The organism is Psychrobacter sp. CX5, from assembly GCF_057621535.2.
Window position 1 is genome coordinate 1,764,367 of the sequence record NZ_CM177735.1, and the last position, 22,693, is coordinate 1,787,059.

The following is a 22,693-nucleotide window of genomic DNA, read 5'->3' on the forward strand; positions in this document are numbered from 1 at the left end:
AACATATTTAAAACGTAAATTATCAAAACCGCAGATAAGGGATGTCATGAGTGTCACAATTACCAGTAAGCTGAGCCCAAATTCAAAAGAGTTTGCCGACAATACCGCCGCCATGCAGGCAGTGGTAGATGATTTACACGCTCACCTTCAGAAGATTGCCAAAGGTGGTCCAGAGCGTTCAAGAGCCAAGCATTTGGCTCGGGGTAAGCTGCTGCCACGCGAGCGTGTTGAGCGCTTATTGGATCCTGGCACTGCCTTTTTAGAAGTTGCCCCAATGGCGGCGTTTGATATGTATGATGCGGATATTCCTGCGGCAGGGGTCATAGCAGGTATTGGTCGTATAAACGGAATAGAGTGCATGATTGTGTGCAATGATGCCACCGTTAAAGGCGGCACCTACTACCCGATGACCGTTAAAAAACATTTGCGGGCGCAAGAAATTGCCCAAGAAAACAACCTGCCTTGCGTCTATTTAGTAGACTCAGGGGGTGCTAACCTACCCAATCAAGATGAAGTATTCCCCGACAAAGAGCACTTTGGTCGCATTTTCTTTAATCAAGCAAATATGAGTGCCGCGGGCATTCCACAAATTGCAGTGGTGATGGGTAGTTGTACTGCGGGCGGTGCGTATGTGCCAGCCATGAGTGATGAGTCTATCATTGTTAAAGATCAAGGGACTATCTTTTTAGGCGGTCCACCACTAGTGAAAGCAGCCACGGGTGAAGTAGTGAGCGCTGAAGATCTTGGTGGCGGTGATGTGCACACTAGACTCTCTGGTGTTGCCGATTATCTTGCTCAAAATGACTTACATGCCCTGTCAATCGCACGTGATATCGTGGGTAATCTAAATCGTCCGCCAAAACAAATTCCTAATCAGATCACCCCAAGACCGCCAAACTATGATGCCAAAGAGCTATACGGTGTTATTCCGACTGATACTCGAAAGCCCTTTGATATTCGTGAAATTATTGCTCGAATTGTTGACGCCAGTGAGTTTGATGAATTTAAAGCACGTTTTGCGACCACTATCGTGTGTGGTTTTGCCTATATCGAAGGTATGAAAGTTGGCATTATTGCTAATAATGGCATCTTATTTAGTGAGTCAGCTCAAAAAGCGACTCACTTTATCGAGCTGTGCTGCTCACGCAAAATTCCGTTGGTGTTTTTGCAAAATATTACCGGCTTTATGGTCGGTCGTAAGTATGAAAATGAAGGTATTGCCCGCCATGGCGCTAAGATGGTTATGGCAGTAGCCAATGCCAGTGTGCCTAAATTTACGGTCATTGTTGGCGGCTCATTTGGTGCGGGTAACTATGGTATGTGCGGACGGGCTTATAGTCCTAGATTTTTATGGATGTGGCCGAACGCCCGTATTTCAGTGATGGGCGGTGAGCAGGCTGCCTCTGTACTCGCCACAGTAAAACGCGACAATATCGAGCGTAAAGGTGAGACTTGGAGCGCTGAGGAAGAAGAGGCGTTTAAAGCACCTTATAGAGAGATGTACGAAAAGCAAGGTCACCCTTACTATGCCAGTGCAAGGCTGTGGGACGATGGGGTCATTGACCCTGTGGATACGCGTAAGGTATTGGCACTTGGCTTAAGCGCCGTATATAACGCACCGATTGAAGAGACCAAATTTGGTGTGTTTAGGATGTAGTTAGTTATACGGATGGTTATTCTCACAGGGTTAAACCTAAATTGAGAATTTAATCTGTAGTCTGTAGGGTGCGTTTTATGCATCTTTAAGATAGCAGTGTTATTGGTGTGCGTGCATTGCTCATTCTATGACAAATGGTAGTAGACAAAAACTTGGTTGTAGATGAGTTAGAACTTATAGGCAAGGATTAAGATTAAAGGCGTCATAAAGAAACTTATTATAAAGAGTACTTACGCATACCAAAATGATGTGGCGACAGGCAGTCATTTTTGAATTATCTAAAGATAGTGCGAAGCTGCTGCAAAAATAATGACCAGTCGTTTATAAAGATTTGAAATCATATTTTTGCGTAAGTCCTAATAAAGGTAAACTCATTAGGTATTACTGACAAGATATATAAAAGGGCATTAAAAAAAGGACACTCGATGCAAACCTTAACGTTAACAAAAGAGAACCATATCGCTACGGTGACGCTAAGTCGCCCAGACAAACGTAATGCGTTTAATGATGAAGTGATTGCTGAATTGCATGATGCCTTTATTTTATTAGGGAAAGATGATCAGGTGCGAGCTATTGTGCTAGCCGCTGAGGGTAAAGCTTTTTGTGCAGGAGCAGATCTAAACTGGATGCGTGCGATGGCAGATTATAGCCGTGAAGAAAACCTTGCCGATGCGGATAAGTTAGCGCAGATGTTAAAGGTTATTTACGAGTGTCCAAAACCCACCATTGCAGCGATACAAGGTGACGTTTATGCAGGTGGAATTGGACTCATCTGCGTCTGTGATATTGCGATCGCTGTGCAAACGGCTAACTTTTGCTTAAGTGAAGTGCGTTTAGGGTTAGCCCCAGCGACCATCAGCCCTTATGTGATAAGAGCCATGGGTGCCAGAGCGGCGCACCGTTATTTTCTAAGCGCAGAAGTATTTGATGCTCAAGAGGCACATCGTATCGGCATGATTCATGAGTGTGTGCCTGCTGATGAATTGGATAGCACCGTTGCAACGATTGCCAAAAAGCTAAGCAACAATAGCCCTAATGCCGTTAAGGTGTGCAAACAGCTGTTGCAAAGTGTGGCAGGTGAGACAATCGATGATGCGCTTATTGAGCATACTGTCGAGGGTATTGCCGATATTAGAGCCTCTATTGAGGGCAAAGAGGGCGTGCAGTCCTTCTTACAAAAGCGTAAGCCAAATTGGCTGGCAACTTAAACATTAGACACTAAAGAGCATACTATGATTCATGGTAAATGTTTGTGCGGCGATACGGAATTTGCATGCGATATTGAGACCAACCCGTTGAAAATTTATCAATGCCATTGTTCGTTATGTAAAAAGCAAACAGGTTCCAGCTCTAATTCGGCAACTATCATTCCAATAGCTGATTTTAAATGGGTGAAAAAGGGACATATAAAAACATGGCGGAAAGAGACAGGGTTTAGCGCACACTTTTGTGGCAACTGTGGCTGTCCTGTGCCTAATTTATTCGCCAATCAGTACTACTGGATACCTGTTGGCCTACTTGAGTTAGATAATCAGCAAACCTCTGTAGAAGTGGTTGCTCACTTATGCTTAAGCAGCAAGTCGAGTTGGCATCAGATTGATCTAGCATCAGAATCAGAGTCAGAGTCGAAGTCAAATTCTGAGTCGAAGACAAAGCCTGAAAAATTTGAAGCATTACCTGACTTGAAATATCTACTAAAGATTCTCTCATAAGTGATATAACTCTAGGTTTATGCAAAGAAGATATAGGCAAAAACCAAACCATTCAACAGACCCTATTATTAACATCAGTATCAGTATCAGTATCAGCATAAGAATAATACTAATTTTGCATTTATATAGATTAAACGATAAGGAAAGTCATGTTCTCAAAAATACTAATCGCAAACCGTGGAGAAATCGCTTGCCGTGTGGCAGCCACCGCCAAAAAAATGGGTATCCGCACGGTAGCGGTATATTCTGACGCGGATCGCTTTGCAAAGCACGTCAGCGTCTGTGATGAGGCTGTATATTTAGGAGGTTCGTCACCGAAAGACAGCTATCTCAAAGGCGATGCACTAATCCAAATTGCAAAGGATACTGGGGCACAAGCGATTCATCCAGGCTATGGGTTTTTGAGTGAAAATGCTGCTTTTGCGCAAGCGTGTCAGGATGCAGGTATTGTCTTTATAGGCCCTTCTGCCGAGGCGATTACGGCAATGGGGCTGAAGTCTGAGTCAAAGCAATTGATGGAGACAGCAGGCGTTCCCTTAATCCCAGGCTATCATGGCAACAACCAAGATCCCGAGTTTTTACTTAAGGAAGCGGATCGCATTGGCTATCCGTTATTGATTAAAGCCAGCTCTGGCGGCGGCGGTAAAGGTATGCGATTGGTTGAGCGTCGAGAAGACTTTATCAGTTTACTCGATTCCTGCCGACGAGAGGCAACCACCAGCTTTGGTAACGATGCGGTATTGATCGAAAAGTATGCGCTAAATCCCCGCCATATTGAGATTCAAGTATTTGGTGACAGTCATGGCAATTATGTGCACTTATTTGAGCGTGATTGTTCCGTACAGCGACGACATCAAAAAGTATTGGAAGAAGCGCCCGCACCAAATGTTGATGAGGCAATGCGCGAGGCGATGGGTACCGCAGCAATTAACGCAGCACGTGCGGTAAACTATGTCGGAGCAGGTACGGTTGAGTTTATTGTAGAGCAGCGTCCTTCTGATAACGGCGACGTTGAGATGAATTTCTACTTTATGGAGATGAATACCCGTTTACAGGTGGAGCACCCAGTAACAGAAGCCATTACAGGGATGGATTTGGTCGAGTGGCAACTAGTAGTAGCGGCAGGAGGTGAGCTGCCTGTGCGTCAACAAGATTTGCTCATAAACGGTCATGCCATTGAGGCGCGTATTTGTGCTGAGAACCCTGACAATGACTTTTTACCCGCGACCGGTAGCTTATTGACCTATCGTAAGCCTACACATACAAAGTTTAGTGTTGGCACAGTGCGGGTAGATGATGGGGTAGAAGAGGGCGATGTGATCAGTCCTTTCTATGACTCAATGATCGCTAAGCTCATCGTCCATGCACCAACCCGTGAGCAGGCTTTGGCAAAGTTAGACCAAGCCTTAGCACAAACGCGTATTGTCGGATTACCGAATAACGTGGCCTTTTTGCGTCATGTGTTGGCCACGGATTCTTTTAGTCAGGCTAAGCTTGATACTGCCTTAATTGAGCGTGAAAAAGAGGTGTTGTTTCATCAGCAGCCTCTGTCGCTTGAGATGTTAGTTGCGACTGCGATTATTAATAAATTAACAGAAGAGCAAGCGTCAGTGCGCGCTATGACGCATCAAAGCCACGCTCCTTGCCACGACCCTTTTACCAAACTTAGTGGCTGGCGTGGATTTAGTGAATATCAACGACAGTTTAATTTAGTGCTGAATCAAGGGGAGGATGCTCAGGGCTATGTGGCCGTAATCAGTGGCTGTGATAATGGCCATAATCAAGCGGATAATCTAGCCAAAGAGGCAAATAGTAACTGCTTTGAGCTGCGTATTCGTCAATTAGCCGCGGATGAAGACGTTAATCAACCGCAGCCTATAGAGTCACAGCTTGGGAGTGATCATACCCCGCGTAGCGACTTGCTATATAGCGGTCGTATCTTGTACACCGTGACTGATAACAATAGCTATGTGCTATGGGTTAATGGTCAAAGAATCAAGGCGCAAAGCTGGGTAGAAGGCGAAAAAGTGTACGTATTTTGTCACGAGGGCAGTGGTAGCATCACCTTAATCGATGCCATGGCGCATGTTGACAGTGATACTCAGGCAGTGGGTAGTTTAAAATCACCCATGCCAGGTCAGGTTGTGGCATTTAGAGTGGCAGAAGGTGATCGTGTCAAGCAAGGTCAGGCATTGGCGGTGATCGAGGCCATGAAAATTGAGCACACGATTAATGCGCCAGCGGATGGCGTGGTCGCTGAACTGTTATTTGCTCCAGGTGATTTGGTAGCGGATGGTGATGAGCTACTGCGATTAGATACTGAATAATATAATACCTTTTCTACAAAATAACCTATTCTTGTTAGATTCGGTCAGGCTCACTGAACCTACTATGTGTAGCGTTTGCACTCGCCTTCCTAGATAGTTTGGTTTATAGGTTTGTTATAACAGTAAATCGTCAATTAATAGACCCTTTATACTTACAATTTGAGATTTAAAACAAGAGTGACACAGATGAATTACCCCGATAAAGTAAAGATTGTGGATGTCAGTCCTCGAGACGGGCTACAAAATGAAAAACAAACCGTACCCACTAATATTAAATATGAGCTAATTGAAGGCTTGATAGACGCGGGTGTTAAAAAGCTGGAAGCCACTAGCTTTGTGTCTCCTAAATGGGTACCCCAAATGGGGGATAATAGTGAGCTGATGCAACTGATTAATGAGGCTAATGCCCGTCATAAAGATGTCATTTACTCAGTGTTAACCCCAAACATGCGTGGCTTTGAAAATGCGCTGACGTTTGCTCCCGATGAAGTGGTCATCTTTGGCTCTGCCAGCGAAACCTTTAGTCAAAAAAATATAAACTGTAGTATCGATGAAAGCATTGACCGTTTTGCCCCAGTGGCGGCGGCGGCAAAAGAGGCCGGTATAAAAGTACGCGGTGTTATTTCATGTACTGTCGGCTGTCCTTATGAAGGTGACATTGCGCCGAGTCAAGTGGCTTATGTCACCAAAAAAATGGTTGAGATCGGGGCAGAGCATATTGGCGTGGCAGATACCATCGGTGTGGGTACGCCCATTAAGGTGCAAAATGCCTTGAAAGCTGCGATGCAATATATCGATGTAAAGGATATATCGGGTCATTTCCATGATACCTATGGACAAGCATTGGCCAATATTCTGACTTCACTAGAGCTGGGTGTGGCTCAGTATGATACCTCTGTCGCAGGCTTAGGCGGCTGTCCATACGCCAAAGGCGCAACCGGTAATGTGGCCACAGAAGATGTGGTCTATATGCTTCAAGGTTTGGGTATCGAGACGGGTATTGATTTAGATAAACTAAGCGTAGTGGGTCAACGTATTAGTGACTTTCTAGGTCGTAAAAACGGCTCAAAGGTCGCCACTGCGCTGCTTAGTCGTTAATCTGTCAAGACGCTAGACAGTCAGACCTTACTATTTAATAAGTACATTTTAATAAGTTCATGTATATAAGTACATTTTAATAATTTTATTTTAACAAGTACGTTTTTATACAGTTAATTTTTTATACCGTGTCTTTTTATAAAGTTCATTTTAAACCGTTTATTTTAATTAAAAAGGATAGTTATGAGTTTACTAGGATTAGATTTTCAATTGGGCGAAGACATTCAAGCACTTCGTGATTCAGTCAGAAGCTTCGCTGAAAAAGAAATTATGCCACGTGCTGCTGAGATTGATAGCAACGATGCGTTTCCGATGGACTTATGGCAGAAGATGGGTGAGCTTGGTCTGCATGGCATTACCGTCCCTGAACAATATGGCGGTGCTGATATGGGGTATGTTGCACATATGGTGGCGATGGAAGAGATTAGCAGAGCGTCAGCCTCTGTGGGTCTAAGCTATGGCGCCCACTCAAACTTGTGTATTAACCAAATTAAGCGTAATGGTAATGACGATCAAAAGCAGACGTTTTTACCAAAATTAATCTCAGGCGAGTTTGTGGGTGCGCTGGCTATGAGCGAGCCGGGGGCAGGCTCCGATGTCACCAGCATGAAGCTACGTGCTGAAGCCAAAGACGGTGGTTATGTCTTAAACGGTACTAAGATGTGGATTACTAATGGTCCAGATGCCGATGTGATGGTGGTCTATGCCAAAACCAATCCTGATCTTGGTGCAAAAGGGATCACCGCTTTCTTAGTTGAAAAAGGCATGGAAGGCTTTGGTACTGCTCAGAAATTAGACAAACTGGGTATGCGTGGTAGCCATACTGGTGAGATGATCTTTAAAAATGTATTTGTCCCAGAAGAAAATATCTTAGGCGGTCTTAATAACGGCGTTAAAGTGTTGATGAGTGGTCTTGATTATGAGCGTGCGGTATTGGCAGCGGGACCAATTGGCATCATGCAAGCGGTAATGGATAATGTCATTCCTTATATCCATGATCGTCAGCAGTTTGGACAGCCTATCGGTGAGTTTCAACTTATCCAAGGTAAAGTGGCTGATATGTATACTGTTTTACAAGCGGGACGTAGTTTCCTTTATACCGTTGGTAAAAACTTAGACTTACTAGATAGTCGCGGTGAAGGACACAGCCGTGAGATTCGTAAAGATTGTGCTAGCGTCATCTTATGGTGTGCTGAAAAAGCCACATGGATGGCAGGAGAAGGCATTCAAATCTTTGGTGGTAATGGTTATACCAATGAATATCCATTGGGCCGTTTATGGCGGGATGCCAAGCTGTACGAAATTGGTGCTGGCACCAGTGAAATTCGCCGTATGCTGATTGGACGTGAGTTATTTAACGAGACTAAGTAAGCGTTTAATTAAATCTCGTGTTTAGTCTTAGTTCCTATGAGAGGATTAGGTTTACATATAGTATAATTATGACACAAAAAACCCAGCTTATTTGCTGGGTTTTTTTTATACATATAAGGGTTTTTTAGGCTTACTCACTTTGGAACCAACTATCTGCTTGATTTCGGGCAGAAGCCACATCAGAGCTAGATAAGTTAAGCGCTAATTGTCCGATTTTACCACGCGCTTTAGTACGAACTTCATCATTTAACATGCCATCACGCGCCGATAGCTCATACCATTTGTAGGCATCAACAAGCTTATGCTGCTTTTCATCAATTAGGGCAAGCGTATAGCTGGCACGGTTATCGCCGCGTTTTGCCGCTCGCTCTAGCCAATAACGAGCTTGTTGCTCATTGACTGCAACGCCTTCACCACGGGCATACATGATGCCAAGGTTTAATTGCGCAGGGGTCACATTTTGGTTAGCGGCACGGGTATACCATTCGATTGCTTTTAATGGGTTCTTAGCAACGCCCATTCCTTTTTGATAACGCTTCGCTAAGTAAAACTGAGCATGGTCACTGCCCTGAGTGGCACGAGTCGTTAACTCATTGATGTCCATCATCTCAAAGCGAGACACGTCTAAAGGAACGTTTGCTGTCAATTCAGCTTGGGCAATACCGGTAGTGGCTAATAAGGCAGTAAAAAGAGTGGCTTTAATTAATTTCATAGGGTGTATCCAAAAATTGACTGGGGTTAAACAAACTTTAATTAAACGAATGAACATTAAATAAGCGTAGTTTGAACAAGCATTATTTAGTTAAAGTATTAATAATAAATGAAATTATACAGTATTACGATTAATTAGGATTACTAAAACTTCACAGTTAAGCTATATAATTGATATCGCCGATCACATATATCCGACAAGATTTACATAGCTTAACACCCGAAATCACGAATTTCAAACCCCTAAAGCACACAATTAGCTTAGAAAAATGTTTCTATCGCTAAATTACTGCATTCAGTTGTAACAAAGTAATACCAGCAATTTTTGAGCAACAAAGTCTTTCTTTTTTATTAAAGTGTTGGAATAGATGCTTACGATATTGTCTTAAATAGTTAACAGATAGGAATAGATGTTTGAACCATTTAAAAGAGAGCTAAACGTTAGTGTTGTTAAAGCCAAATGTTAATACAATCCCATATATCCTTGTCTATGGATTTAAGTGGACCCTATATTAAGTTTACCTATTTTTAGTGACTCGGTAGATTGCCACATCTGCCAAAAGATTCGGCGCTTTTCGAATAATAGAGGTCACAAAGGGTAGATGGCTTCTTGAAGCAAAGCCTGAGTCAGTGACCGCGAAGCGATTGATAATATGGATGTCATTGTCTGCACACAGCTTTTCAAAGTCTTTAAACGTACACAGATGGATATTAGGGGTATTGTACCAGTCATAAGGGAGGGCTTCCGACACAGGCATCAAGCCCTTTAGACCTAAGTGTAGACGGTTTTGCCAATGAGCAAAGTTAGGGAAGGTAATGACAGCTTCACGTCCCACACGAAGCATATCCAATAATAGAGTATCTGGTGCTTTAACCGCTTGCAGCGCCCGTGCCATCACCACTGTATCAAAGCTATTATCCGCGAATCGAGCCAATCCATCATTGAGGTCTTGCTCGATGATATTCAATCCTTTGGCAATCCCTTCATTGATTTTATCTTCATCAAGTTCAAGACCATAGCCTGTGACGCCTAAGCTGTGTTGCATATGTTCAAGTAATGATCCATCCCCACACCCCAAGTCAAGGACACGGGAGTGCGGGGTAATCCACTGTTTGGCTAATTCATGATCTATTCTCATGATAGTCGCTCCTTAACGGTCTTTTCAGCGTGAAGGGTTTGCTTAACCGATGTTTTTAGAGGCTCTTTGGAGGTGCTATGAGTATTATCGCTATAAGGTGATTTAGGGTTTATATTGACGCTACTTAACGTTTCACTAGATATAGACCCGCTACTTGACGACTCACTACCTAGAAAAGGAGAGTTTAAAAATCCTTTGACCGCTGTCATATAACGAGGAATATCGAATAAGAAAGAATCATGACCATGCGGGGCGTCAATGTTGACATAGCTGACTGGTTTATCATTGGCCATTAATGCATCCACTATTTCTTGAGAGCGGGCAGGCGCAAAACGCCAGTCTGTCGTAAAAGAGATCACCAAAAACTGACACTGGGTATGTGCTAAGGTAATTTTTAACGCATCTAAATCAGAGATATCCTCATCATCAACATAGCCACGAGTCGGATCAAAATAATCCAACGCTTTGGTCATCAGAAGATAAGTATTGGCATCGAAGTTTTTGCTAAAGCGTTCACCTTGATAGCGCAAATAGCTTTCAACCTGAAACTCAACATCATAGCCATACATAAATTTACCAGACTTTAAGTCACGACCAAATTTAGACTTCATTGCCTCGTCTGTTAAGTAGGTGATGTGCCCAACCATACGTGCCAAAATTAAACCACGGCGAGGATAAGTGCCTGCTTCTAAGTAGCGTCCTTTATTAAACTCAGGGTCGGATAATATCGATTGACGAGCTACTTCATTAAAGGCAATGTTTTGGGCAGACAGCTTCGGAGTGCTGGCAATAATGACACTGCGTCTTAATCGATCAGGATAATCTACTGACCATTGTAGGGCTTGCATACCACCCATCGATCCCCCAACCACGGCATGCCAAATATCAATACCTAAGCGATCAGAGAGCATGGCTTGAGTCTTTACCCAGTCTTTGATGGTAATTAACGGGAAATCTGGTCCATACGGGGCGCCAGGCGTACCATCTTCACTGGATTTAGGTACCGGTGTGGTTGGTCCCGTTGAGCCGTGACAACTGCCAATATTATTAAGACACACCACATAATAGCGGTTGGTATCTATTGCTTTACCGGGACCAATCATATTGTCCCACCATCCAGGCTTAGTGTCCTCTTCACTGTACCAACCTGCGGCGTGATGGCTTCCTGATAACGCATGACAAATCAGTACCGCATTAGATTTGTCGGCGTTTAACGCGCCATAGGTTTCATAAACTAAATCAAACTCTGGCAGGGTACGATTGCACTCTAGAGTTAATGGCGTATCAAAATGCATTCTTTGCGGGATAACGATACCCACAGAATTGGCAAACTTGGGATCTGTCGCTGTTGAATGGATGCTCAAAATTACCTCAATAAAGATGTTTAAAAGTCGATTCTCGCTTGAGAGGGGTGACGGTTTTTAGCCAAAAGGTGTCATCACACCATATATATTATTGTTACCGTCTATATTAGGGTTATTGTAGGGGTAACTCAGATGAAGTACAACTTATACCTAGGCTGAAAAAGGACCTTTCTTTGACTAACCCACCTAGCCTGCATTGGGTTATACAGTCTCATATTTTACATGATAGGTTCATTTTCAAAAAAGTTACTACTTATTGCCCTACAATAACCTGCTAGACAATAGTAGCTTTTGAGTTAGACTATGGGTTTATAGTACCTGTAGCCTTAGTAATGTGCCCTTAAAAAATGCTACACTAGGCGCTGTTTTTAAAATGAATCGCTTAGGGTATCTATAAAATGATAGCCTTTATTGCTAAGCGCTAAAACGTTCAAATAATACTGAAGTTTGAAAATAAGTCTGAAGCGTGCAAGCCAATTCAATAAATAAGCTTAATAAATAAGTTCAATAAATAAGCTCACCTAGCTATGGTAGCATTATAGCGTGAAGTTTATGATTTAAATTATTTGGCTTTTGTTCAAAAACCCTTATTAAAACGTCGCAAAAATTATCGATAATGCCTTTATGACAGCCACTAATTAAAAAACCAATAAGAAAGCCTCTAGGTCAGTTGATAAGATAAGTCAATAAGTAAGCCATCAAGGATATACCCTTCGTTATGAAACCAACTAAGCCCCCCCGTATTGCTGTATTACTGGTCAATCTTGGTACACCCGATGAGCCAACCGCACCAGCCGTTCGTCGTTACCTAAAGCAGTTTTTGTCTGATCCAAGAGTGATTGAAATACCGCAATTTTTATGGGCCATTATCCTAAATTTGTTCGTGCTGCCATCCCGTCCTAAGCGCGTGGCAAAAGCCTATGCAAGTGTTTGGGATGGCGACTCTCCAATCCGTAAAATACTTAACCTACAGGTAGACAAACTAAAAGCACGATTGACGGGTAGCATGGCACCGTTTGAGGTTAGCGTACACCCTGCGATGACTTATGGGAATCCTGGACTGCCAGATGTGATGGATAAGCTGCGTAGTGAAGGTGTTGATCATTTTGTTATCCTGCCACTCTTTCCACAATACTCAGCCACTTCTGGTGGCGCTGTATATGATGCGGTGAGCAAGTGGTCGCTAAAACAGCGAAACCTACCAAGCTATACTATTGTCAAAGACTACTTTGCTCACCCGCTTTATATAAAGGCTTTGGTAGAGTCCATACAGCGTTTTCAAGCGGTACATGGTAAGCCTGATAAGCTCATGTTTAGCTTCCATGGCATTCCTCAGCCCTACGCCGATAAGGGCGATCCTTACCCTAAACGCTGTAAGTGTACAGCGGCACAGGTGGCCCATGAGCTTGGGCTCAATGACGATGAGTGGATTATCAGCTTCCAGTCACGCTTTGGAAAACAAGAATGGGTTAAGCCTTATACAGATGTGACGCTTGAAGAGTGGGGCAAAGCTGGCGTGCGCTCTGTACAAGTGGTGAGTCCCGCATTTTCTGCAGACTGTCTAGAGACTTTAGAAGAGCTTGCGATGGAAAATCGTGATAATTTTATCAATGCGGGCGGTCAAGAATATCATTATATACCTGCTTTAAATGATGATGAAGCTCATATTGACTTGATTGAGGCATTAGCGAAGCCCCTAGTAGAAGGGTGGGTAGCGACTCTAAAAGGATGGGTTTAAAGCAACCTTCTCAAGTTAATAGCTCTTAACCCATCGGTTTAATGGCTTATTTCAGGCTGTTATTAATTCAAACTGCAGTCGTTTCAAACTTACAGGTATTAAGAAAAGAGCACTTCTATCAAATGGTAGAAGTGCTCTTTTTGCGTTAATTTAGCGGCATGCACACTTAACGAGAACTGGATTTAATGATAGCTGTTTTAATGATAGCTGTTTTAATGATAACTAAACTTAATAATAACGAGGTTTACTCGTCATCAAAGCTTCGGGTAACCGCATCATCATCGGCAATATCACGAATATCTGGATAATCCGTATCTTCTAAAGCATCATCAACTAATACTTCATCTACACGAGACTCATCAATATTCTGACGATGCATTGGCGTTAATCCTTGATGCGAATTAGTGTCAGCATCGACAGAGTCAATATCAACGGCATTATCTAAAGGGTCTTTCATAACTCATTCCTTGTTTGGATTAATCATCTGTATTAACACTATGTAAAAGCTATCTGTGATAGCTTAAAGTACCTTATATTACATTTACAGACTTTGATCGCGAGGTAACTCAGCTTCTTGTGATGCATTAGCCATATCACGGTCTAATGAATAGAAGTTAGCATTATTATCTTTGCTTTCAGAAGCTAGAGCAAACTTATCACGTAGCTCATCAATCAGTGCCTCTTCTTCGATTTGCTCTTTCACAAACCACTGTAAGAAGTTAAAGGTAGGCCAGTCGCGTTCTTCAAATGCTTTATCGACAAGATCGTAAATCTTTTGTGAATTTTGAAGTTCATGTTGCCAGACATCTTCAATGCAGGATTCTAAATCGACAGGATTATCTCTTGGGGCAGGTATAGAACCAATCTTAGCCTCTCCGCCCCGGGTCTGGATATATTCTAAAAACTTAAACATATGCTGACGTTCTTCTTCTGAGTGCTTATAAAAGAACTCAGCAATCCCAGCATAATTGTTAGAATCTGCCCATATACCTAGCGCTAAATATGCTTGAGCTTGGGCTGCTTCGTTATTCATCTGATCGTTAAGAGCCTGCTCCATACTGTCTGAAAGTCGTTTGTCATTCATCATTCACTCCTTAAAATTAGAAAAATTAACTTTATAACTAAAACAAAATAACTAAAAACACTTAAATAATAAGCTTATCAAGATTAATGTTTATTAACAGAAAGGATTATTAAAAGAATAGTGTAAGACAATTGAAAGAGTCATCAAAACCTACCATAAGAATCACTACTTTTTATTTAAAACCTTAAAGCATTTTGTTTAAAACATTATTTTTTAAAACATTAAAGACTCACAGATTAGAAAAAGTTTCTTATTCAATTATATTCAAATTGTCGCATATTAAGCGTTAAGCTCAGTTATGAGTTGTGCATATTATGTGAGTGACGTTAACAGATGTAACATTTGATTGGAGCAGGCACGGAAGGTAAGAATTTGCATATCGTTCATTTAAAAGGCTAGTGGTAAAAATCTACAATACAGACTCAAGTCAAACTTAGAAAGGTTAAACTTAATCAGGTGAGCTTAATCAGTTGAATAGAAAAAGCTGGCGCAAGGCCAGCTTTTTCTATTCAGGATTTAAATTTTTATTCTGGAACTTGAAAAAGAGTTCAAACCTAAAAATAGCTGAGTATTGACAGATTATGCGCCAACTATTTTATTAACCAAGCGATTAAGTGACACACTTGGCGATAACTGAGCTAATGAGTTCAGGACTTTCGCTGGCATGCCCACAGGGTAGTGCGTTTTATTCAGCTTTCCATTGGGTGTTATTGCCAATTTATAAAGGACTTTTGCCACATCTTTTGGCGTTAAATTAAGTCCCAACCGATCAATACTGGTCACCTTCACCCCTTTGGTCATATCAGTCTGTACCCATAATGGCATGACATCGACGACTTTGATGCCTTGAGGCTCATATTCAATATTCAAAGCTTCAGTTAAACCACGAACAAAGAACTTACTGGCAGAGTAGGGAGCAATTTCTGGTTGTCCATAAATGGCAGAAGCGGAAGATAGATTAATAATTTTTTCATGCTGCCTACCTGTCATTTGCGAGGCAACTTTATGACAACCAATTAATACCCCTTTGCAGTTAATATCAACCAACTTTAACTGCGCATTTAGGTCAGTATCGCCCAAGTTACCAGACACCAAAATACCTGCATTATTAATCAGTACATCAATGCTACCGAACTTATCATTCATTTCTGCTATGGCGCTGTCCCAATCTTCTGGATTGGTCACATCTAAATTGCCATGAGTAATTGAGTTAGAGCTAATAGCCTTTTTAAAAGCTCTGTCTTTTAGGGCAGATTCTAGTTCAGAAACATCAATGTCAAAGAGTCCAACATTATGGCCTTTAGAAGCCAGTTTCTTCGCTGTGGTAAGACCGATACCGCGAGAGGCACCAGTAATTAATATCGTTAATTTTGTCATCATGAGTGTCCTTACAAATTATAGGTCAAGATAGTCATTGTAGGCGGATTTTACTTACCTAAGACTTTAAAGTGATTTAGAGCTCTTCAAAATCAACGCAACATAACAGTACGTAAGTCTTATTATATACACCTATAATGCACAAAATTTAAAATGATATCAAAGTATACAATGTAGTTTTTATCGTAGGGTCTGTATCATTATTCACTACGTAGTCATAGCAATGATTTTATAGTCAAAGAAGTCTAAAATGGTTACACGGCAACCGAGTGCAAGTACTACTAAAGTAGGCTTAACGAGGTTAACACTGTAACCGTTTAGTAGTTCGCTGACTATATTTCTAAAGGATTTCAGCTCACCTCATATGACTTATACTGCCTCGAGAAATTAGCTGATATTTAAATCTGACGCTAACTGTTTATCAAATTCCTTTAGTGGAAAACGCCATAAATATACTAAGGCAATCAGATAAATTATCCCCTCAGCGACTTCCTCTACCACACTGCCGATACTATGACTAAAGCCAATAGAATGCTCCGCTAGATATTGAATAATCACCAATGTGCCAACGATGATGTAAAGAGGTTTAGACACTCCTTTTAAAACAGCCCACAAATAGCGCCAACCATAGATCAGGGCCGCTAATGCAACCAGTATGATGATAAGAAGAACACTGTCTTCCCACCAATCATAGTTATGATTGAAAAAAACAAAACCATCAGGGATAAATAACTCAGGCAAAAAGCTTAACTCTCTGCGAATGGCGGAAAAGAAAATCAGCACTGAAGCAAGCCAAAAACGTCGGCCTATTGTAAGCTGACTTTTTGACATATAACGGGCACAAGGTATTAAACATACTAATAAGATAAAAGCTTCAAGGAACTCAAGAGCGCTATATTCTGTAATAGTAACCTCCTATTATTCAGAAAATAAGGTTATCGATTAATAACTAAAACTAAAAATTTAAATAGACAATTCTTAGTAATTGTTAATATTTTCTGGTGTAATGGACAAAATTCAGGCTGACACCCCCTTTAAAGCTATATACTATAAGTATTTGCAAGGATTGAAAGCCATGAATCAAAAAACTGCCCTTTTTGTGGTGAAAAACACACTAAAAAGAATGGTTATAAATCAGGGAAACAGCAGTACAAATGCCTTGTCTGTAATCGGCAGTTTTTAGGTGGCAAAAGGCTCAATAATACAACTTTGTGGCAAGAATATACTCAAGGTAAACAGACTTATAAACAACTTGGGTGTAATGGACAAAATTCAGGCTGACACCCCCTTTAAAGCTATATACTATAAGTATTTGCAAGGATTGAAAGCCATGAATCAAAAAACTGCCCTTTTTGTGGTGAAAAACACACTAAAAAGAATGGTTATAAATCAGGGAAACAGCAGTACAAATGCCTTGTCTGTAATCGGCAGTTTTTAGGTGGCAAAAGGCTCAATAATACAACTTTGTGGCAAGAATATACTCAAGGTAAACAGACTTATAAACAACTTGCTCATAAGTATGGCTGTAGCATAAAGACCATACAAAGGCGACTAGATACTATTGAAATAAAGTCACTTAATAAGCTACCTTCTCGTGCCAACATAGTGATGGACACTACTTACTTTGGTAGAACGTTTGGCTTAATGGTATTTATGGACTATACAAGCAAAGCTGTATTGCATCACCGCATTATTCATTATGAGACCAACGCGCTGTATAAGCTAGGAATAGAGGATATAAAATCACAAGGTATTGATATAACAAGTATTACTTGCGATGGAAGACGAGGTCTTAACGCTTTATTTAAAGATATACCCATGCAAATGTGCCAGTTTCATCAGCTACAGATCATCACTCGATACTTAACTCGCCGACCTCAAAATATCGCTAGTATTGCACTCAGACAACTCGCTTTAAACATAAAGGATTATGATAAGACAACGTTCATTCAAGACTTGGATTGCTGGTATTTGACTCATGAGGGCTACTTAAATGAGCGTAGTATCAATACAGATACTGGTAAGACTTGGTACACCCATAAGCGTCTTAGAAGTGCCTATAGAAGCTTGCGAGTAAATAGTGAATGGTTATTCACTTATAGAGAATTAGATGACTTAAACATTCCAAATACGACCAATTCTCTAGAAGGTTTGTTTAGTGAGTTAAAACGCCAATTAAGCAGTCATAATGGACTTAATAAACAACGTAAGCTTAAGTTTATTAACAACTTTTTAATGACATACTCTGCGGGTTAGCCTGAATTTTGTCCATTAGAGACTAACCGCTCGTTTTTAGCCTGAATTTTGTCCATTACACCACAACTTGCTCATAAGTATGGCTGTAGCATAAAGACCATACAAAGGCGACTAGATACTATTGAAATAAAGTCACTTAATAAGCTACCTTCTCGTGCCAACATAGTGATGGACACTACTTACTTTGGTAGAACGTTTGGCTTAATGGTATTTATGGACTATACAAGCAAAGCTGTATTGCATCACCGCATTATTCATTATGAGACCAACGCGCTGTATAAGCTAGGAATAGAGGATATAAAATCACAAGGTATTGATATAACAAGTATTACTTGCGATGGAAGACGAGGTCTTAACGCTTTATTTAAAGATATACCCATGCAAATGTGCCAGTTTCATCAGCTACAGATCATCACTCGATACTTAACTCGCCGACCTCAAAATATCGCTAGTATTGCACTCAGACAACTCGCTTTAAACATAAAGGATTATGATAAGACAACGTTCATTCAAGACTTGGATTGCTGGTATTTGACTCATGAGGGCTACTTAAATGAGCGTAGTATCAATACAGATACTGGTAAGACTTGGTACACCCATAAGCGTCTTAGAAGTGCCTATAGAAGCTTGCGAGTAAATAGTGAATGGTTATTCACTTATAGAGAATTAGATGACTTAAACATTCCAAATACGACCAATTCTCTAGAAGGTTTGTTTAGTGAGTTAAAACGCCAATTAAGCAGTCATAATGGACTTAATAAACAACGTAAGCTTAAGTTTATTAACAACTTTTTAATGACATACTCTGCGGGTTAGCCTGAATTTTGTCCATTAGAGACTAACCGCTCGTTTTTAGCCTGAATTTTGTCCATTACACCTATTTTCTCATATTATAACAACTTTTGTTTAGTTATAGTTATTTATACAATCTTATCAGCATCATTTTTAGGTATAACAAGTGTTTGAGCGCTTGAGATATTAGTCTTTTATTATCAATGATGTACTGCAAATATTTTTTGTTTCTCAGCCTTTTATTTATGCACATATAGATTTCTGAGAATAGTCTTTGTCATGAAAGTCATAGACGACTATATTATTTAAGAGTCGTGATATTTATGTAAGATGTGTGGGTTTTAGATAGGTAGCTTTTGATAGGTTGATAGGGTATTGCAAGATTTGCTATATAGGAAAGGAGTCGTCAGGTGTGTAGAAAAACACACTGCTTGATGTTGTACTCAAGCAGTGTTTGCTATGATATTGATCTTATTATTATGGCCCAAGATTAAGCCGTGGGTTTTGCTTCGCTACACTGCATGCTACATATTTTGCATACTAAAATAGACGTTTGATAATATCTTTAAAAGCTTTTAAGCCGTTAAAGCGAACTCTAATAATACGACCCGTCAAACACCTCATCCAAACTAACAGGCTCCCGACGTTTTACCGCATTGCCTTTATGACGCTCCATCGATGACGCTTGATAGGCTTGCAGGCGAGACTGCTGAATACGACCAATGGGGCGATTCTCCTCCAAGCAACGAAACGGCGTAAATGACAAATGCTCCATAACGTCAAAGTTACCGTCATCGGGTACATCCTGACGCAGCACGGTTAAGCGAGCCACTGTGACAAAAGGCGCCTCCGACTCTTTCCACTCCTTAGTCAAGTCCTCAATCGGTTGCTTCTTAAGATTACGGCATAACTGAATTTGCACCTCGAACTCAAGGTCATGCTCGCTAATCTCTGTAATCAACGCTTTACGAATAGTTTCCTCTTCACTTAGCAGATGAATGTCGGGATGGTTGATTTTTGCAATAGACTCTTTGGTCGGTTTAACCCTTATTTTGCCCATATAGTCGCCATGACGTACCGCACCCATTGAGAAATACTCATAAAGCCACGGGTTTTTAGGCTTAACCGTTGCCAGCTTGCGAAATGCCTTTAGTGTTTTAACAGCCTCAAAGTCTGGAATCTCCTTGCCATATTTTGTCAACCAATCAAAGCCAAACTTAGCCTTACCTACCAATCCATTGGCTAAGTAGCCATTGAACGCAAAGGCTAACTTTGATAAATACGCATAATCTTTTAATTGACTGGTAAAAAATACAGGGGCATTCACCAACGCAAAATCAATCGTTGTTGCCTTTGGTTCATCGGGGGTTAATTTCAGACCGTCAACATCAAACACTTTAAACGCCAGCCCAATAGCCAAACCCAACCGTCTATCTGGGGCAACGGTTGCAGCAGCGTTCGAAAAGCGTATCACCGCGTCATGAGTACTTGGCTTGGCATACAACCCCTGTGCATACTCGGCAGGCAGATCATCCAAAATCTCAAAGCGTGCCTTTAGTGCACAATAGCCTTTGGTATGCACCGCACGACCGTGATAGTCGAGTTTATTTTTGCCTTTGCTACTTTGTACTTCCTTACGAATATCAGCACTAATCACATCAATTAATGACGATTCTTCTGCGGTTAAAGTGGTGTATCTGTCATCAAACTTGACGTATTTTGGCTTCGATTTTAATAATTTTTTTAGCATAGTGGGCTACCTTAGAGAATGAAAATTTGGGTTGCCCGTTTATTTTAGAGTGATTTTGAATTTGAGTTTGCAACGAAATGCAATTAAAGCGTAACCTGCCAAGTAGCATAAAGACGTGAGCGTCATTGATAGTATAGTCAAACGCCCATTAGACTATGCAGAATATGTAGCGTGCGGTGTAGTGAAGCGAAACCCACGGCTTAAGTTTTGACTATTATAATGACGATAGGGGTGTTTTTTTAAAAGTTTAGGGATAGCTGTAGCCACTCTCGCCATCCGCTTGTATCCGCTGAGTCTGGGCAAGGCAGTGTCACGAATTGACGGATTGCTGTTGCCTCGACACTCCCTCAATGTCTAGACACTGCAACTTGCCCAAACCAGCAGGATACCGCTACTGTCGAGGCTAGCGGTCACATCGTATTCTTGCGAGTATTTATTGTGGTATAGGTTTAAGAGTATGGTTGGTTGCCCAAAATAAATAGCCTCTAAAGTCCTTTTAGGGCCTTAAATAAGCATTAAAATAACCCTCTTTTTCTTTACGTATGTCTCCGTTGGTAATGCTATGCTCAATATATCTTAGCTTATAATTTTCAGTAAGTAAGCAGGGGAGAGACTTGGCTAATTTTTAACACTAAACCTGTAGATTTGGTCAAAGGTATGGAAGCTGACATTACTCAACGGTTCATCTTCCCACTGAGGTTCAAAATTATCATTCGCTGAGAATAAAAGTATGGGTAACTGGGTTTGATACTGTCCCATGGCATGTTCATAGTCTTCGTTAGCATAGTCTTTATTAGCATAGGTTTGGTAGGCACTTAATATCTTCCCGTCATTATCAACTATTAAGTTGTCTAAATCCCAAGCGTAACCCCAATAGGTTTTACCATCTTGATAGACATAAGGTTTAAAGTAAAACAAGGTTTCTAAAGATTGGTTCTTGAAGTTAATATCGGCGACTTGTGCATCACTGCCATCCTCCCAACCTCTAATCAGTATGGCTTCGTTATCGCCATCATTATCAAGGTCTTCAAAGCGATAAAAATGCTGTGGTGGAATATCATCTAATTTAAGAAAGAACGTACCATCGTCTTTGACCCAATATTCTTGAAAAGTATCGGATTGTGGGGAATAACCGAAATAAATCTTGTCATTGATGCCATTACCGTCAAAATCTATTGAAGTAATTTCAGCTTCCATATCTTCTGGTAGTTCAAAAGGAGGTTGTATCTCTCTCAGTAAGCTGAATCATTATATTCGGAATAGTTGAGGTACGATCAATATGTACGCTTATATCCCAATCGTCGTTAAGTTGTATTTTTTGACCGAATACCATTGTTCCTTGTCTTTAAAGTGTCTGCAAATCTATTAATGCGTTGTCATAATTTGTCTTGTCAAGCAACAGTTGGATTATGCTAGCCAACACTGGCAAAGGTTGACCCTCTTTGGGCTGAACCTCGAAGGAAATTTCAATATTATCGCAACCTGTTAAAGAGGCATTAATATTAAGCTTATCAATCTCCACTTGCTGTATTTGATAGCGTTCATATTCGTGCATTTCTATACCACTAAAGTATTTGGGGCTGTTTATTTTCTTTAATGGAAGCTGTGGATTCAAGGACGCAATACGACAAGTTTCTTGATAATAGCTGGTTATGGGTTGATGATTTGGCCAGTTAATTTCAAACACTTTTGGTGTTTCTATAAGGTTACCAAACCCATCATAAGCTTCTGGGTGAGCTCGAAAGTTTGGGGAAGCTTCAAAAATAATACGATTGTCTTCAACCTCATAGTTAACAATATGTTCACTAAGAGGCGCATAAAGTAAGATGCTATGATCGTCGACAACGTCCATATTCTCATTCAATAACAGATAGTATATTGAAGTCGTTGTGTATGCGCTCCCGCCTACAGGGCCTAACGATTGGACTTCTATAGCAATATCCTTAATGCCGTCTTCATTAAAGTCTTTGACTATTAATGGGATTAGTTTCAGATCGTAGGCAGTGTCCAATTGGTTTTCTGGATCATCGAAGCATTCATAATCTAGTGGTAGGCTTTCAGTAGTAGCGTTACTAAAATTAGGTATCGCATTTGAGCAATGCTTTTCGACCAACTCCGCAATTAGTTTTGGCGCTATGTCAATCGTGCTGGCATGGGCAAATGATATCCCACTAAGCATGATTATTTGACACAAGGTCAACTTTAGATAGGGGATTAGAGAAAAGGGTCTTAGCATAGTCTAGGCAATAGTTAGTTGATATTGACCTATAGTATAGCAATAATTATAAGTCTTTTAATGAATTGTAGAACGGTTAAT

The 22,693-nt window shown here is 40.9% G+C and carries 20 protein-coding genes and 1 pseudogene; 11 read left to right on the top strand and 10 right to left on the bottom strand.

Features of this window, described 5'->3' with window-relative positions; all coding sequences use genetic code 11:
• Nucleotides 1-46: 46 nt before the first annotated feature.
• From AC21OG_RS06860 to AC21OG_RS06885, 6 genes are all read left to right on the top strand, one after another.
• Nucleotides 47-1,657 (top strand): carboxyl transferase domain-containing protein, encoded by a 1,611-nt coding sequence (locus AC21OG_RS06860; RefSeq protein ID WP_487377963.1) that lies wholly within the window; start codon nucleotides 47-49, stop codon nucleotides 1,655-1,657.
• Nucleotides 1,658-2,082: 425 nt separating this feature from the next.
• Nucleotides 2,083-2,865, top strand: a complete 783-nt coding sequence (locus AC21OG_RS06865) for an enoyl-CoA hydratase/isomerase family protein (RefSeq protein ID WP_487377962.1) — start codon at nucleotides 2,083-2,085, stop codon at nucleotides 2,863-2,865.
• Nucleotides 2,866-2,889: 24 nt separating this feature from the next.
• Complete coding sequence (locus tag AC21OG_RS06870; RefSeq protein WP_487377961.1) at nucleotides 2,890-3,369, top strand: GFA family protein; 480 nt, start codon at nucleotides 2,890-2,892, stop codon at nucleotides 3,367-3,369.
• Between the two features lie 149 nt (nucleotides 3,370-3,518).
• Nucleotides 3,519-5,696 (top strand): acetyl/propionyl/methylcrotonyl-CoA carboxylase subunit alpha, encoded by a 2,178-nt coding sequence (locus AC21OG_RS06875; protein ID WP_487377960.1) that lies wholly within the window; start codon nucleotides 3,519-3,521, stop codon nucleotides 5,694-5,696.
• Nucleotides 5,697-5,882: 186 nt separating this feature from the next.
• The gene (locus AC21OG_RS06880) at nucleotides 5,883-6,794 is read left to right on the top strand and encodes a hydroxymethylglutaryl-CoA lyase (RefSeq protein WP_486547553.1); all 912 of its coding nucleotides are present in this window, start codon (nucleotides 5,883-5,885) and stop codon (nucleotides 6,792-6,794) included.
• A 183-nt stretch (nucleotides 6,795-6,977) separates the two neighbouring features.
• Nucleotides 6,978-8,165: an isovaleryl-CoA dehydrogenase gene (locus tag AC21OG_RS06885; RefSeq protein WP_487377959.1), complete on the top strand. Its 1,188-nt coding sequence runs from the start codon at nucleotides 6,978-6,980 to the stop codon at nucleotides 8,163-8,165.
• 130 nt (nucleotides 8,166-8,295) lie between these two features.
• Here the strand turns inward: AC21OG_RS06885 and AC21OG_RS06890 are convergent, their stop codons facing one another.
• From AC21OG_RS06890 to metX, 3 genes and pseudogenes are all read right to left on the bottom strand, one after another.
• Nucleotides 8,296-8,877 carry a tetratricopeptide repeat protein gene (locus tag AC21OG_RS06890; protein ID WP_486547551.1) on the bottom strand — a complete coding sequence of 194 codons (582 nt, stop codon included), beginning with the start codon at nucleotides 8,875-8,877 and terminating at the stop codon, nucleotides 8,296-8,298.
• 517 nt (nucleotides 8,878-9,394) lie between these two features.
• The gene (metW, locus tag AC21OG_RS06895; protein ID WP_487377958.1) at nucleotides 9,395-10,015 is read right to left on the bottom strand and encodes a methionine biosynthesis protein MetW; all 621 of its coding nucleotides are present in this window, start codon (nucleotides 10,013-10,015) and stop codon (nucleotides 9,395-9,397) included.
• Between the two features lie 185 nt (nucleotides 10,016-10,200).
• Nucleotides 10,201-11,310, bottom strand: a pseudogene (gene metX / locus AC21OG_RS06900) (homoserine O-succinyltransferase MetX); the annotation flags it as partial.
• Between the two features lie 787 nt (nucleotides 11,311-12,097).
• On the opposite strand from metX, the gene hemH reads away from it, so the two are divergent.
• Nucleotides 12,098-13,117, top strand: coding sequence for a ferrochelatase (gene hemH / locus AC21OG_RS06905; protein ID WP_487377957.1), 1,020 nt, complete (start codon nucleotides 12,098-12,100; stop codon nucleotides 13,115-13,117).
• A 244-nt stretch (nucleotides 13,118-13,361) separates the two neighbouring features.
• Here hemH and AC21OG_RS06910 read toward each other — a convergent pair whose 3' ends face one another.
• The 4 genes from AC21OG_RS06910 to AC21OG_RS06925 all read right to left on the bottom strand — a co-directional run bounded on the left by AC21OG_RS06910 (nucleotide 13,362) and on the right by AC21OG_RS06925 (nucleotide 16,409).
• Nucleotides 13,362-13,574, bottom strand: a complete 213-nt coding sequence (locus AC21OG_RS06910; protein WP_487377956.1) for a hypothetical protein — start codon at nucleotides 13,572-13,574, stop codon at nucleotides 13,362-13,364.
• A gap of 84 nt (nucleotides 13,575-13,658) precedes the next feature.
• The gene (locus AC21OG_RS06915) at nucleotides 13,659-14,204 is read right to left on the bottom strand and encodes a ferritin (RefSeq protein ID WP_486547547.1); all 546 of its coding nucleotides are present in this window, start codon (nucleotides 14,202-14,204) and stop codon (nucleotides 13,659-13,661) included.
• A 576-nt stretch (nucleotides 14,205-14,780) separates the two neighbouring features.
• The gene (locus AC21OG_RS06920; protein ID WP_487377955.1) at nucleotides 14,781-15,581 is read right to left on the bottom strand and encodes an SDR family NAD(P)-dependent oxidoreductase; all 801 of its coding nucleotides are present in this window, start codon (nucleotides 15,579-15,581) and stop codon (nucleotides 14,781-14,783) included.
• Nucleotides 15,582-15,965: 384 nt separating this feature from the next.
• Nucleotides 15,966-16,409 (bottom strand): hypothetical protein, encoded by a 444-nt coding sequence (locus tag AC21OG_RS06925; RefSeq protein WP_487377954.1) that lies wholly within the window; start codon nucleotides 16,407-16,409, stop codon nucleotides 15,966-15,968.
• 234 nt (nucleotides 16,410-16,643) lie between these two features.
• On the opposite strand from AC21OG_RS06925, the gene AC21OG_RS06930 reads away from it, so the two are divergent.
• Genes AC21OG_RS06930 through AC21OG_RS06945 form a run of 4 tightly spaced genes read left to right on the top strand, consistent with a single transcriptional unit; the run spans nucleotide 16,644 to nucleotide 18,650 of the window.
• Nucleotides 16,644-16,859, top strand: coding sequence for an IS1/IS1595 family N-terminal zinc-binding domain-containing protein (locus AC21OG_RS06930; protein ID WP_491185077.1), 216 nt, complete (start codon nucleotides 16,644-16,646; stop codon nucleotides 16,857-16,859).
• Nucleotides 16,762-17,016 (top strand): hypothetical protein, encoded by a 255-nt coding sequence (locus tag AC21OG_RS06935; protein WP_487377830.1) that lies wholly within the window; start codon nucleotides 16,762-16,764, stop codon nucleotides 17,014-17,016. Before AC21OG_RS06930 ends, AC21OG_RS06935 begins: the two co-directional genes overlap by 98 nt.
• Nucleotides 16,899-17,834 carry an IS256 family transposase, variant Zn-binding type gene (locus AC21OG_RS06940; RefSeq protein WP_487377836.1) on the top strand — a complete coding sequence of 312 codons (936 nt, stop codon included), beginning with the start codon at nucleotides 16,899-16,901 and terminating at the stop codon, nucleotides 17,832-17,834. The genes AC21OG_RS06935 and AC21OG_RS06940 overlap by 118 nt, the downstream gene beginning before the upstream one ends.
• 48 nt (nucleotides 17,835-17,882) lie before the next feature.
• Nucleotides 17,883-18,650 carry an IS256 family transposase, variant Zn-binding type gene (locus AC21OG_RS06945; RefSeq protein ID WP_491185030.1) on the top strand — a complete coding sequence of 256 codons (768 nt, stop codon included), beginning with the start codon at nucleotides 17,883-17,885 and terminating at the stop codon, nucleotides 18,648-18,650.
• A 571-nt stretch (nucleotides 18,651-19,221) separates the two neighbouring features.
• Here AC21OG_RS06945 and AC21OG_RS06950 read toward each other — a convergent pair.
• The 3 genes from AC21OG_RS06950 to AC21OG_RS06960 all read right to left on the bottom strand — a co-directional run bounded on the left by AC21OG_RS06950 (nucleotide 19,222) and on the right by AC21OG_RS06960 (nucleotide 22,555).
• Nucleotides 19,222-20,376: a catalase family protein gene (locus tag AC21OG_RS06950; RefSeq protein ID WP_487377953.1), complete on the bottom strand. Its 1,155-nt coding sequence runs from the start codon at nucleotides 20,374-20,376 to the stop codon at nucleotides 19,222-19,224.
• Nucleotides 20,377-20,994: 618 nt separating this feature from the next.
• Nucleotides 20,995-21,573, bottom strand: coding sequence for a hypothetical protein (locus AC21OG_RS06955; protein ID WP_487377952.1), 579 nt, complete (start codon nucleotides 21,571-21,573; stop codon nucleotides 20,995-20,997).
• A gap of 148 nt (nucleotides 21,574-21,721) precedes the next feature.
• The gene (locus AC21OG_RS06960) at nucleotides 21,722-22,555 is read right to left on the bottom strand and encodes a hypothetical protein (protein ID WP_487377951.1); all 834 of its coding nucleotides are present in this window, start codon (nucleotides 22,553-22,555) and stop codon (nucleotides 21,722-21,724) included.
• Between the last annotated feature and the right edge of the window lie 138 nt (nucleotides 22,556-22,693).